The following is a 12302-nucleotide window of genomic DNA, read 5'->3' on the forward strand; positions in this document are numbered from 1 at the left end:
GACTAGGGTTCTCTATCGCCTCTTGCGTCGCGGATTGTCAGCAGCCCGCTCCAGGGCCGTACGCCGCGCAAGGGTTGGGCCCAGACGATCCGCCAGCCATCGGCTCGTCGATAGAGCTCGGCCGCGCCGTAGCGCGCGAAATCATCGCCGGTCAGCAGCACCGTATCCGCGCACAGCGGCGGGGTGCGCGCAGGCGCAGGGCCACGCACCACCACGACATCGCTCAGAACGCACAGACCACTCAGTGTCTCGGCGTCGGGGGTTCTGCGCGACCAGGCCAGGGACAGTCGCACGGGCGCTCCGCGACCAGGCGCGCAGATCCAGCGGTCGCAACCGTAGAGGTTCCAGGTCGTCGGCTCCAATCCTCTTCGCCGAGCCCAGAGCTCCGCGCCGAAACGTTTCGCGTCTGGTCGGAGCAGCACGGCGGCGTTGCCCGAGCGCACGGCGGCCGTCGCGCCATCGGCCGCGATCCAGGCGTCGGGCGGCGTTGGTCTTGGCCACAGGGCTACGGCGAGCGCCAGGGGCGCGCCGATCCAGCGAAGACGGCCTCTCCAGAGACAAAGGACCATCAGGCCCAGGAAGGCCACGAGCAGGACCTCCGGCGGGGCGCTGGCGACGATGTGCTGCGCTCCATGCGCTTCGGAAAACAGCCCCGCGACATTCAGCATGGCGTCTATGCCCCAGCCCGCCACCGCCAGAAACGGTGCGCTCAGGCCGAATGGCTCAAGAACCGTGCCGATGGCTAGAAAGGGCATGATCACGAACGAGGACAGCGGCGAGACGGCGAGATTTGCGGGCAGCCCCCAGACCGCAACCCGATTGAAGTGCTGCATGGCGAACGGCGCGGTGGCCAAACCCGCCACGAGACTGGCGGCGATGCTGGCGGCCAGCCAGGTGGCGATCGCCTGAGGGCCTTGAATCCACCAGGGCGTTGACAACTCTCGCACCGGCGTTGGCCAGGACTCAGCCAGGGCCACCAAGGCGGCGGTAGCGGCGAAGGACATCTGGAAGCCCGGCTCCCCCGCCGTTTCCGGTTTGAGCAGCAGGATCGAGAGCGCCGCCAGCGCCAGACCGTGCAGTGTGATCGCGCGTCGATCGAACAGGATCGCCAGAAAAGCCACGCTGGCGGTGATAGCGGCCCGTTCAGCTGGTGGCGGCGCGCCCGACACGATCAGATAGCCCAGCACGGCGACCAGTCCGGCGCTGGCAGCGATCTTCTTGCCCGGTGCGCGGAGCGCCAGCCATGGCCACGCCGCAACGCCCATACGGACCACGACAAAGACGAACCCGCCCACGATCGCCATGTGCAAACCCGAGATCGACAGGATGTGAGCCAGACCTGAGGCCCGCATGGCTTCGGTCTGCGTCTCGGAGATCCAGGCCTCGTGGCCTGTCACCATGGCCGCCCCGATCCCGCCGCTGGTCGGTCCCATCCTGGCGAGCAGTCGCTGAGCCAGATCCCAGCGAAAGGCGTTCACAGCCATCACCAGGCGCAGGCGCAAGGGCGGCTGATCCAGCGTGACCTCGCCGATATCGCCGATCGCGAAGCCGACCCCACCGATGGAATCGAACCAGGCGTCGCGCGCGAAGTCGTAGGCGCCAGGCGCAGCCGCCGGCGGCGGCGGCCCCAGCATCGCGCGCAGACCGATCGCCTGGCCCGGCTTCGGAACCGGGTTCTCGCCAATGGTCACTCTGATCCGCCGCGGCGTATCCTCCGGCGACAAGCCTGAGACCCGGACAGGCGCGATCAGCAATCGCTGTCCGCCCGCGCCGGGACTGACGACGTCGACGACAAAGCCGTCGACGCGGCGCACGATCCGTTCGCCGTCCATGACCGGCGCGGCGACACGCTCGCTGCGGACCTTGGCGGCCCACGCGCCGGCGGCTCCGAAGGCGATCAGGCCCAGCAGCACCACGAGCAGCGCGGGCGCGTTCCAACGCCTCGCGCCCCATGCCGCCAACCCAATCACGCCCGCCAGCAGGGTCAGGCCCCAAAGCGCCGGTTCGACCCTCACCTCAAGATACGCCGCCGCGCCAAGTCCAAACGCGACAGGCACCCACAGAAAGCGGCGATCCAGATTGTTCGCCAACTCCGCCGTCAACGCCCATCGAGCCGCCGGCGCGCCGGCGGCCTCGGGCGTCGAGGCCTGTCGATCCGGCGATGCGCTTTGGATCAACACGCAGAAACCACTGTATTTTCTGTGGGTTGCGAACGCATTCCGCGCTGCGGAAAACCGCTAGGCCCGGCGTTGAGCCGCATGCTAAGACGCCTCGCCCGCGTCGCTTCGCGGCGAACGTTTCCCAGCGCCGCTCCGGCGCCCTGTCCTGCAGCCTTGAAGTCCATGTCGAACCCCACCCCTACCGGCGTCGTCACGCGCTTCGCCCCCTCGCCCACCGGTTTCCTGCATATCGGCGGCGCTCGTACGGCGCTGTTCAACTGGTTATATGCACGCCATACGGGAGGGAAGTTCCTTATTCGCGTCGAGGACACCGATCGCGAGCGCTCGACCGAAGCGGCCGTCGCCGCGATCTTCGAAGGGCTGGACTGGCTGGGCCTGAAATCCGACGACGAGGTGATCTTCCAGCACACCCGCGCGCCGCGTCACGTGGAGGTGGTGCATGAGCTGCTGGCCAAGGGCCGCGCCTATCGCTGCTGGATGAGCATCGAGGAGCTGGAGGTCGCCCGCGAAAAGGCCCGCGCCGAAGGCCGCGCGATCCGTTCGCCGTGGCGCGACGCGCCTGATGGCGACCTCTCCGCGCCCCACGTGATCCGCTTCAAGGGACCGCTGGACGGCGAGACCGTGGTCAACGACCTGGTCAAGGGTCCTGTCACCTTCAAGAACATCGAACTGGACGATCTTGTCCTGCTGCGCGCAGACGGCGCCCCCACGTACAATCTCGCGGTCGTGGTGGATGATCACGACATGGGCGTGACCCACGTGATCCGAGGCGACGATCACCTGAACAACGCCGCCCGCCAGACCCTGATCTATCAGGCCATGGACTGGGCGGTGCCGGCCTTCGCCCACATCCCGCTGATTCACGGCCCGGACGGCGCCAAGCTCTCCAAGCGCCACGGCGCCCAGGCCGTCGGCGAATTCGCTGACCTCGGCTACATCCCCGAAGGCATGCGCAACTATCTGGCCCGCCTGGGCTGGGGCCACGGCGACGACGAGGTCTTCACCGACGAGCAGGCGATCAGCTGGTTCGACGTCGCCGATGTCGTCAAAGCCCCCGCGCGCCTGGACTGGGCCAAGCTCAATCACATCAACGCCCAGCACCTGCGCAAGGCCGACGACGCGCGTCTGACGGCCCTAGCCTTGGCGGCGGCGGAAACGCGCGGCGAGCCCCTGCCCGCCGACGCGGCCGAGCGCATCGCCCGCACGGTTCCCGAGGTCAAGGAAGGCGCCAAGACGATCCTCGAACTGGTCGATCACTGCGCATTCGCGCTGAAGACCCGCCCATTGGCGCTGGAAGAGAAAACCCAAAAACAGCTTACCGAAGAGACGGTCGAGCGGCTGAAGCGTCTGCGCGACCAACTGGCCGCCGCGCCCGACTTCGACGCTGCAACCCTGGAAACTGTGTTGAAATCATTCGCGGAATCCGAGGGCGTCGGCTTTGGCAAGTTCGGTCCCGCGCTGCGCGGAGTCCTCACGGGCGGGGCGCAGGCTCCCGACTTGAACAAGACCATGGCGGCCCTCTCCCGCGATGAGGCGATTGGCCGTCTTGACGACGCGCTAGCGCCTCGCGCATGAGGCGCTATAACGCACCCGCGAAAAGCGAAAATTGGACTGCCCGTCCCAATAATGAAGGGGTCTACGGATGACCGATAAAGCCACGCTGACGATCGGCGACAAGAGCTATGAGCTGCCGATCCTCAAGGGCAGCACGGGTCCGGACGTCATCGACGTTCGGAAGATCTACGGTGAAAGCGATCACTTCACGTTCGATCCAGGCTTCACCTCCACCGCCTCGTGCGAGAGCAAGATCACCTATATCGACGGCGACGCGGGCATCCTGCTGCACCGCGGCTATCCGATCGACCAGCTGGCCGAGAAGTCCTCGTTCCTCGAGGTCTGCTACCTACTGCTGAACGGCGAACTGCCCAAGGCCGACGAGTTCGCCAAGTTCGAGCACAACATCACCTACCACACGATGTTGCACGCTCAGTTCGACCGCTTCTTCGAGGGCTTCCGCCGCGACGCTCACCCGATGGCGGTCATGACCGGCGCCGTCGGCGCTCTGTCGGCCTTCTATTCGGACAGCATCAATGTCGACGACGCCCGTGAGCGCGAGATCAGCGCCCATCGCCTGATCGCGAAGATGCCGACGATCGCCGCCCGCGCCTACAAGTACACGGTCGGCCAGCCGTTCGTGTCGCCGCGCAACGACCTGTCGTATTCGGAAAACTTCCTGCGCATGTGCTTCGCCGTGCCGGCCGAGGACTGGAAGCCGAACCCGGTGCTGACCCGCGCCATGGACCGGATCTTCATCCTGCACGCCGATCACGAGCAGAACGCCTCGACCTCGACCGTCCGTCTGGCCGGTTCGTCGGGCGCGCACCCGTTCGCCTGTATCGCCGCCGGCATCGCCTGCCTGTGGGGCCCGTCGCACGGCGGCGCCAACCAGGAAGCGCTTGAGATGCTGGAGACCATCGGTTCGGTCGACAACATCAAGGACTACGTCCAGGGCGTGAAGGACCGGAAGTACAAGCTGATGGGCTTCGGCCACCGCGTGTACAAGAACTTCGACCCGCGCGCGAAGGTCATGCAAAAGACCGCGCACGAGGTTCTGGCCGAACTGGGCCACAACAACGATCCGCTGCTGCAGGTCGCCCAGGAGCTGGAAAAGGTCGCCCTGAACGACCCGTACTTCGTCGATCGCAAGCTGTACCCGAACATCGATTTCTATTCGGGCATCACCCTGCGCGCGATGGGCTTCCCGACCAACATGTTCACCGTGCTGTTCGCCCTGGCCCGCACCGTGGGCTGGATCAGCCAGTGGAAGGAAATGTTCGAGGACCCCACCCGCAAGATCGGTCGTCCCCGTCAGCTCTACACGGGCGCCACGCATCGCGACTACGTCACGCTCGACAAGCGCTAAGCTGCAAGAAGCTTTGCTCCACGGATTAGGCCCTGCTTCGGCGGGGCCTTTTTCGTTTCAGCGCTTGAGCAGGAAGCTCAACACCTCGGCGACCGCGCGGTAGAGCGCCTCGGGGATCTCCCCGTCGATCTCGATCGTCGACAGCGCCTGGGCCAGCACAGGGTCCTCCTCGATCGGCACCCCGTGCTCCTTGGCGGTTTCGATGATCTTCTCGCCGATCCAACCCTGGCCGGAGGCGACGACCTTGGGGGCGTTCGGCTCCTCATAGAGGAGCGCGACAGCGATGCGCGGCTTGGACGAGAGCCCCGAAATCCCGCTCATGAGGCCTGGTCCACGAAGTGCCCCAGCGGGCTGACGCCTCGCGTCGGCGGAGCTCCGGAATGAACGGCCACTTCCGGTGTCAGGTCCGCCTGACGCAAAGCCGCTCCGAGCGCCTCCTCGCCAGCCCTCAATCGCGTGATCGTCTCAGCGCGCTCGGCCCAGAGCGAGACGCGTGCGCGTGCGCCGGTGAGCACGACCATGGCATGCACCGGCCCCAGCGGCTCGACATCGATCGAAAAGCGAGCGCGATAGGTCGGCTCGATCGCGGCCGCTGCGCCGCCACCCCCGCCGCCACCATCGCGACTGATCTCGAACTGCGCCACAGCGACTCCCTGGGGCGTGACGAACGGAAGATCAAAGTTCAGCTTTGCCGCTTGGGCGCGCGCGTCCGATGGCTCTTGCTCGTGAACCAGGGGTTCAGGCAGTGACGCGATCTGCATCAAGTCCTGACGGGCCAGGGCCGATTGGGTGCCCTTGAGCAGGCGGCGCGCCATAGCCTCCGGCGCCCAGCTCAAAGACGGTGTCGGTTCTGGCCTTTGGCCTGCCGTAGGGCCGCCCGCATAGGGTGGCGGAGGCGTCTTCGACCGGACGTCCTCCACCGGCGCGCCATAGCCGCGTGTCATGAGCGGCCGAGGCTCCACCGGCTCCGTCGCCAGCGGTTCACCTTCGCCGTCGCGTGGCTCCAGCTGCACCAGCGCCGGCAGGCTGGTCCCGCCCAGCGCGACCTTGCCCGGCGATCGCTCCGCAGTCTTCTGCGGCGGCGCGACAAAGGCTCCAAACCGCACGGCGAGCTCCGGATCGGCGTCATGCGTCGTGGGACTGCCAGACGGCGGCGCCCCCACGCGCGCCGGCGGGGGATCTTCGGCATCGACCGGCGCTCCGGCAGGAAGCGCACGCGCTATCGGCGACGACGTCGCGGCCGGGGCGTCCGGGGCGTCGGCGGCCAAGCGGCTCTGAGCCGGCGGCGATGAGGCCATAGCGCCCGCGCTGCTGCTACTGCTATTCGCGCGGACTTGATGGGTCATCGGCCCCTGCGGGTCTGGCCCATCGGCGCCCCCGTCGTCGGCCACGGAACCGACGTGCGGCGCGACGGCGCCACTCGGGACCTCGGCCTTCGCCAACCAGGCTGACAATGCGCTGCGCAACACCCACAAGGCCGCCTTAAGGTCTCCCTCAGCGACCATCGGCGGCGCGGCGCCAACAGCCGAAGGCGGCGCGGCCGCTCTCGCCAGATGCGCCTCAAGAAGAACTCCGGATCGCTCGACCGCGCGGCGAAGACCCGGTGCGGTCGTGATATCCGGGATCGTCGGGGTCGTGGACAGAACCGCGCGCCCGGCGTCTCGGACTTCAGGCGGCGTATCGGGCTGATCGACCATGGCCTGAACATCCGCCATCAGCGGCGCAAGGCCGGCCTGTCGCGGCACAGCCTCAGCCATCGCCAGCCGAACGGCGCGCGTTGTTCGCGTCTCCGTGGGCGGTCTTGAAGGCGCAGACGCCGAAGCCCCCTGAGCCGGCGCTGGTCGTGCGTCCAGCGCGCTCGCAGAATGGCCAGCATCCTTTGCTGTCGACTGCGCCGCCGCCGCCACCTGCCCTTGAACCGGCGAGGTCTTGCCCTCAGCCTGAGCGGCCATCTCTGCGAGTTGCGCCGTCGAACCGGCAAGCGCCTGGCGGGCCAAGGCCTGGAGGACCGCTGTGGAATCCACTGCGGTTCCAGCCGGAACGGTTGGAAGGATCGTAGGCACGGGCGCGGTCGGGTCTACAGCCACGACAACGACTCCACGGCGACAGCTTTACAAAGGTTAAGGCCGCGAACGTAAACTGCCGATTAACTTCAGGGGGAGCCGACGGCGTCTAGCCGGCGCGCCCCAAAGCTCTGCGTGCGCTCAGGAAGTCCACAAGCGCCTCGGCCGCCGCTTCGGAGGGATCCGGCATACCTCGCCCCATCCTGTCGAGCGCCGCATACTGCTCGGCGGTCTGATGCTGGCGCAGGTCGGGATCATCCAGCCTCAGAGCGACCTCGCGCGCGAGGCCTTGGCCCTCGCAGTCGTGCTGAATGAATTCCGGCGCCACGGCCTTCCCGGCGGCGATGTTGAACAGCGTGATCCAGCGCGGCTTCATTAGCCGCTTGACGATGGCGTAGGTGACCGCGCCAGTCTTGTAGCCGACCACCATCGGGCGCCCCGCCAGCGCCAGTTCGGTGGTCACGGTGCCACTGCACGCCAAGGCCACGTCACCCGCCAGGAACGCGTCGTCCTTCAGGCCCTCGTCCTCGATGACATGGGCGCGGAACGGCCAGCCGGCAACACGAGCCTTTACCGCCTCCGCGACGGTGTAGGCGGCGGGAACAACAATGTGGAGATCCGGTCGCTCGACCTTGAGCCGCCGAACGGCGTCCTCGAACGCCGGCATCACCCGCTCGATCTCTGAGGGGCGGCTGCCCGGCAGGACCAGGAGGATTTGCTCGGAGGCGGCGGCGCCAATCGCCGCGCGCAAGCGTCCTGGATCAGCGTGATCAAAGCGCTTGGCGAGGGCGGAGTTACCGACGAAGACGTTCTGCAAGCCAGCGGCGTCAAAGTAGGCCTTATCCATCGGCTGAATCGACAGCAACAGATCGACAGCCTTGGCCAGCGCCTGCGCCCGGCCTTCACGATACGCCCAGACCTGCGGCGCGACGTACTTCACCAGCGGCAGGGTCGGGTCGAGCCTGCGCAAGGCGTGCGCCAGGCGAATATTGAAACCCCAGCTGTCGATCAGCACCGCGACATCGGGCTTTTCACGCGCCGCCAGGGCTACGGTGTCCTTCAAGCGCGCCATGGCGCGGGGATAGGCCTTCAGGCTCTCCAGAATGCCCAGGATCGACAGCTGCGCGATGTCGAAGGGGCTCTGAACCCCCTGCTCGGCCATCTTGGCCCCGCCGATCCCGACGAACGTCACACCCTGACCCAGGCGAGCCCGCAGAGCCTTGGCAAGGCCCGCCCCGAGCGCGTCACCAGACGCCTCGGCGGCCACGAGCATCACCTTCAGGGGTTTATCACGATTGATCGTCACAGCCGCTCCTGCGGATCGACCCCCAGCACGAACAGACCCAGATCGTCTGCGGCGGCGATCACGGCTTCGCGATCGACCACCAGCAAGCGTCCAGCCTCGCCGACAATACCCGCCAAGCCGGCGCGCGCGGCCCGATGGATCGTCGCCACCCCGATCGTCGGCAGATCGACGCGCGTCTCCTGGATCGGCTTGGGAGCCTTGGCCAGGACCCCCAGCCGGCGCTCGGCGCGCCCCCGGATCGCCTCGGGCAGGTCAGCCACGCGACGCAGCATGGCGTCGGTGCCCTCCTGCGCCTCGACGGCGAGCACCAGGCCCTCGCACACGACCGCGCCCTGCCCGATGTCCAGACGCCCGATCTCGCGAGCGACATCCAGCGCCTTGTCGATATCCGCCATGTGCTCTGGCGCCGGCGACACTTTGCCCAGGCGGCCGCGCGGCAGGGTCATTTCACCCATGACCTCATGCGCGCCCTCGATCTCGAAACCTTCCTTCTCGAACTCGTCGAGCACGCGCCGCAGCAGGGCGTCGTCACCCTTGCGCGCGGCGACGATCAGGCTGGGCAGAACCTTCAGCCCGCGCGCGTCGGGCATCAACGCCGAGAAGTCCGGCCGGCTGACATTGCCGGCGAAGCAGACAACGTCACAGCCCTCGGCACGCAGGGCCGTAAAGATCTTTCCGAACTCGCCGATCCCCACGTCTGCGCCCGGATAGCGGTCAAGCGACGGGTCGGCGAACGATCGCAGACGCATCACCGCAAAGGCGCGTCCGGCGGCTTCGCAGTGCGACGCCAGTTCGACGGGAAGCGCCCCGCCGCCGGCGATCAGGCCAAGCTTACGCATCGGCGATACCTAGACTTCCCGCTCCGGCAGGCAGAGCGGACGGTTGGCGTCGGCGCGGATGAAATCGACGATCTCCATAACCTCGGCGTTGCCGGCATGGATCTCGGCAACGTCGTCGAGACGCTCCTGGAACGTGCCTTCGTCAGCGAACATCAGGCGGTAGGCGGCGCGCAGCGCATTGATCGTCTCGCGCGGGAACCCACGACGCTTGAGGCCGACTAGGTTCAGGCCCTCCAGGTGCGCGTGATTGCCCCACACCGAGCCGTACGGAATGACGTCCTTGGTCACGGCGGCGAGCCCACCGATGAAGCTGTAGCGGCCGATGCGTGAGAACTGGTGCGCCGCGGCCAGGCCGCCCATGAACACATAGTCGCCGATGGCCACGTGGCCGCCCAAGGTCGCGCCCTTGGCCAGGACGACGAAGTCGCCGACCGTACAGTCGTGCGCCACGTGGGAGCCGACCATGTAGAGGCCGTCCGAGCCGATCGTGGTCACGCCCTTACCCGAGGCGGTGCCCGTGTGCATGGTCACATGTTCGCGGATAATGTTGCGCGGGCCGATGATCAGCTCGGTGCGCTCGCCCTTGTGCCCCAGGTGCTGCGGGGGACCGCCGAGATTGGCGAAGGAATGCACGACGCATCCCTCGCCGATCGTCGTCGCGCCTTCCACCACCGCGTGGGACAGCAGGCGCACGCCGGCCGCCAGCGTCACGTCCGGACCCACGATGCTGTAGGGCCCGACCTCGACGTCGGGGGCCAGCTTGGCTTCCGGCGCGATGATGGCGGTGGGATGGATGCTCATGCCTTGGGTCCCGTCTCGACGACCATGGCGGCGAACTCAGCCTCGGCCGCGACCTTGTCGCCGACCTTGGCCACGCCCTTGAACTTGAAGATCGACGAGCGCGCGCGCAGCACCTCGACCTCCATGCGGATCACGTCGCCGGGCCGCACCGGATTGCGGAAACGGGCGTTGTCGACCGACATGAAGAAGATCGTCTTGCCCTCGGTGTCGACTTCGAGCGACTTGCTCATCAGCACCGCGCCGGTCTGAGCCAGGGCCTCGATGATCAGCACACCCGGCATGACCGGGTTGCCCGGGAAGTGGCCCTGGAAGAACGGCTCGTTGATCGTCACGCACTTGATGCCGACGATCGACTGGTGGGGATTATAGTCCTCGGCGCGGTCGACCAGCAGGAACGGATAACGGTGCGGGATGCGCGCCAGGATTTCCGCGATGTCGATATCGGTCTGCACCGCTTGATCTGCATTGTCGCCCATCTTCAGCCCCTCGTCCCTCGACCGCCCGCCATACGCGACAGCCATGCGGTCTCCCTGAGCCACCGCTTCAGCGGCCGCGCGGGGAAGCCCGTCCAAGTTTCACCGTCCGGCACGTCCTTGAACACCGAGGCGGCCGCCCCGATGCTCGCGCCCGAGCCGATGTTCAAATGATCGGCCACGCCGGCCTTGCCGCCGAACGCGACACCATCGCCGACGACGGTGCTGCCCGAGACGCCGGTATAGGCCGCCAGCACACAATTGCGCCCGATACGGACGTTGTGCGCGACATGGACCAGATTGTCGATCTTGGTGTTCTCGCCGATGGTCGTATCGCCGAACGCGCCGCGATCGACGCAACTGTTGGCGCCCAAGGTCACGTTGTCCTGGATCACGACGCGCCCCAGTTGCGGGAGGTCGACCATGCCCCGCGGTCCCAGCGCGGCGCCAAAACCCGCCTCGCCAATCACCGCCCCCGCGGAGATGGCGACATTGTCGCCCAGCATCGCAAAACCGATCACCGCGTTGGCGCCGATGCGGCAGTCGCGGCCGATCACGACCCCTGGACCTATAACGGCGCCGGGGCCAATTCGGGTTCCTCGGCCGATACTGGCCCCTTGGCCGATCGTGACATTCGGGGCCAACGCAACACCGTCTTCAAGCGCCGCGTCTGGATGCAAGGACGGGGCGCCGGCCTCATGGCGACGCGGCGCGTGCAGGCGATTGGCGGCGGCGGCCCAGGCGGCCTGTGGACGCCCGGTGACCAGGGCCGCGCAAGTCGGCGGCAGAAAGCCTTGGTGCTCCGGGCGCACAAAACAGGCGCCGGCGCGCGTGCTGGCGGCGGCGTCCTTGCGCTTCGCGTCGGAAAAGAAGGTGATCGCCTGGGCGTCCGAAGCATCGAGCGGCGCGGCGTGCGTAATAACTCGCCCGCCCAGCGCGGCGTCCGCCAGAGTGGCGGCGCCGGCCTGGGCCAATTCGGAAAGCAAGGCCGGACCCAGGCTATCGAAAAAACGCGGGTCCGGCATGGTTCCTCACGGCGAGAAGGTCCCCCTACGTAACCACGCGGGGGACGATTCGCTTACTTGTTGGTCGGTTGCAGCGCCGCAGCGCCCGGAACTTGCTGGTCCAGACGCTCACGGTCGAAGGTCAAGGTCTTGATGCGCGCATCAAGCGCCGCCACGACGGCGTCGGTGATGTCCATGGCCGGGTTGGCCAGCATCACGGCTTCGCGGTCCAGAAGGACGCTGCACTTCTGCGCCTGATAGACCTGTTGGATCGGCGTGTTCAGTTCCTGATAGACGCGCGAGAGCGCCTTTTGCTCAGTCGCTTCAACTTCCTTCTGGCGCAGCTGACCCTTGCGCTGCCAGGCGTTGGCCTTGGCTTGCAGGGTCGCGGCCTGCTGCTCCAGGGCGTCCTGGGCGATGGTCGTCTTCTTGGCGTCCAGAGCCTTGGCTTCGTTATCCAGCGCGGTGCGCTCGCCGGTCAGTTCGGCGTTGACCTGCTGGATGATGGTCTTCAGACGCGCATCGACAGCCTTGCCGACCAGCGAGCTGCCGACGGCGCGCGGGCTCGAGAAGATGCAGACGCCCGGCAGAGCCGGGCCGTGCGTAACGGCCGGAGCAGCGGGAGCGGCAGCCGGAGCCGTCTGGGCCGAGGCGCTGGACGCGATGGCGAGGGCGACGACGCTGGACGCGGCCGCGAACAGGAACTTGGACAT

At 67.3% G+C, this 12302-nt stretch carries 12 protein-coding genes; 2 read left to right on the forward strand and 10 right to left on the reverse strand.

The annotated features are described in order from the left end of the window. Positions 1 to 2: 2 nt before the first annotated feature. Both CVUC_RS15655 and CVUC_RS15660 read right to left on the reverse strand, forming a co-directional pair. Positions 3 to 2180, reverse strand: coding sequence for a ComEC/Rec2 family competence protein (locus CVUC_RS15655; protein ID WP_096033384.1), 2178 nt, complete (start codon positions 2178 to 2180; stop codon positions 3 to 5). Continuing rightward, entirely contained in the window at positions 2174 to 2344 is a 171-nt protein-coding gene (locus tag CVUC_RS15660; protein ID WP_101685846.1) for a hypothetical protein, read from the reverse strand. Before CVUC_RS15660 ends, CVUC_RS15655 begins: the two co-directional genes overlap by 7 nt. Here CVUC_RS15660 and gltX point away from each other — a divergent pair. Next, the gene (gene gltX / locus CVUC_RS15665; RefSeq protein ID WP_096033385.1) at positions 2343 to 3755 is read left to right on the forward strand and encodes a glutamate--tRNA ligase; all 1413 of its coding nucleotides are present in this window, start codon (positions 2343 to 2345) and stop codon (positions 3753 to 3755) included. The genes CVUC_RS15660 and gltX overlap by 2 nt on opposite strands. A 67-nt stretch (positions 3756 to 3822) precedes the next feature. After that, positions 3823 to 5103, forward strand: a complete 1281-nt coding sequence (gene gltA / locus CVUC_RS15670; RefSeq protein ID WP_010919772.1) for a citrate synthase — start codon at positions 3823 to 3825, stop codon at positions 5101 to 5103. Positions 5104 to 5160: 57 nt separating this feature from the next. On the opposite strand, the gene CVUC_RS15675 is transcribed toward gltA, so the two are convergent. The 8 genes from CVUC_RS15675 to CVUC_RS15710 form a co-directional block, all read right to left on the reverse strand. Then, the gene (locus CVUC_RS15675) at positions 5161 to 5424 is read right to left on the reverse strand and encodes an EscU/YscU/HrcU family type III secretion system export apparatus switch protein (RefSeq protein WP_096033386.1); all 264 of its coding nucleotides are present in this window, start codon (positions 5422 to 5424) and stop codon (positions 5161 to 5163) included. Beyond that, complete coding sequence (locus CVUC_RS15680; protein WP_096033387.1) at positions 5421 to 7190, reverse strand: flagellar hook-length control protein FliK; 1770 nt, start codon at positions 7188 to 7190, stop codon at positions 5421 to 5423. The genes CVUC_RS15675 and CVUC_RS15680 overlap by 4 nt, the downstream gene beginning before the upstream one ends. Before the next feature lie 85 nt (positions 7191 to 7275). Beyond that, positions 7276 to 8472, reverse strand: coding sequence for a lipid-A-disaccharide synthase (lpxB, locus tag CVUC_RS15685; protein WP_096033388.1), 1197 nt, complete (start codon positions 8470 to 8472; stop codon positions 7276 to 7278). After that, on the reverse strand, positions 8469 to 9311 hold the full coding sequence (gene lpxI / locus CVUC_RS15690) for a UDP-2,3-diacylglucosamine diphosphatase (protein WP_096033389.1): 843 nt from the start codon (positions 9309 to 9311) through the stop codon (positions 8469 to 8471). Before lpxI ends, lpxB begins: the two co-directional genes overlap by 4 nt. A gap of 9 nt (positions 9312 to 9320) precedes the next feature. After that, positions 9321 to 10112 (reverse strand): acyl-ACP--UDP-N-acetylglucosamine O-acyltransferase, encoded by a 792-nt coding sequence (gene lpxA, locus CVUC_RS15695; protein WP_096033390.1) that lies wholly within the window; start codon positions 10110 to 10112, stop codon positions 9321 to 9323. Next, a complete protein-coding gene (gene fabZ / locus CVUC_RS15700; protein ID WP_096033391.1) occupies positions 10109 to 10588 on the reverse strand; it encodes a 3-hydroxyacyl-ACP dehydratase FabZ in 480 nt (159 codons plus the stop codon). The genes lpxA and fabZ overlap by 4 nt, the downstream gene beginning before the upstream one ends. Positions 10589 to 10590: 2 nt before the next feature. After that, the gene (gene lpxD, locus CVUC_RS15705) at positions 10591 to 11610 is read right to left on the reverse strand and encodes a UDP-3-O-(3-hydroxymyristoyl)glucosamine N-acyltransferase (RefSeq protein WP_096033392.1); all 1020 of its coding nucleotides are present in this window, start codon (positions 11608 to 11610) and stop codon (positions 10591 to 10593) included. A 53-nt stretch (positions 11611 to 11663) separates the two neighbouring features. Next, positions 11664 to 12302 (reverse strand): OmpH family outer membrane protein, encoded by a 639-nt coding sequence (locus CVUC_RS15710; protein WP_010919780.1) that lies wholly within the window; start codon positions 12300 to 12302, stop codon positions 11664 to 11666.

It is taken from the genome of Caulobacter vibrioides, from assembly GCF_002858865.1.
Taxonomy (GTDB): domain Bacteria; phylum Pseudomonadota; class Alphaproteobacteria; order Caulobacterales; family Caulobacteraceae; genus Caulobacter; species Caulobacter vibrioides.

Excerpts from the sequence above, each read along its gene's own strand:
- lpxA (WP_096033390.1), bottom strand. The coding sequence starts at position 10,112 with ATGAGCATCCATCCCACCGCCATCATCGCGCCGGAAGCCAAGCTGGCC.
- gltA (WP_010919772.1), top strand. The coding sequence starts at position 3,823 with ATGACCGATAAAGCCACGCTGACGATCGGCGACAAGAGCTATGAGCTG.
- lpxI (WP_096033389.1), bottom strand. The coding sequence starts at position 9,311 with ATGCGTAAGCTTGGCCTGATCGCCGGCGGCGGGGCGCTTCCCGTCGAA.
- fabZ (WP_096033391.1), bottom strand. The coding sequence starts at position 10,588 with ATGGGCGACAATGCAGATCAAGCGGTGCAGACCGATATCGACATCGCG.
- CVUC_RS15660 (WP_101685846.1), bottom strand. The coding sequence starts at position 2,344 with ATGGACTTCAAGGCTGCAGGACAGGGCGCCGGAGCGGCGCTGGGAAAC.
- gltX (WP_096033385.1), top strand. The coding sequence starts at position 2,343 with ATGTCGAACCCCACCCCTACCGGCGTCGTCACGCGCTTCGCCCCCTCG.
- lpxD (WP_096033392.1), bottom strand. The coding sequence starts at position 11,610 with ATGCCGGACCCGCGTTTTTTCGATAGCCTGGGTCCGGCCTTGCTTTCC.
- CVUC_RS15710 (WP_010919780.1), bottom strand. The coding sequence starts at position 12,302 with ATGTCCAAGTTCCTGTTCGCGGCCGCGTCCAGCGTCGTCGCCCTCGCC.
- CVUC_RS15675 (WP_096033386.1), bottom strand. The coding sequence starts at position 5,424 with ATGAGCGGGATTTCGGGGCTCTCGTCCAAGCCGCGCATCGCTGTCGCG.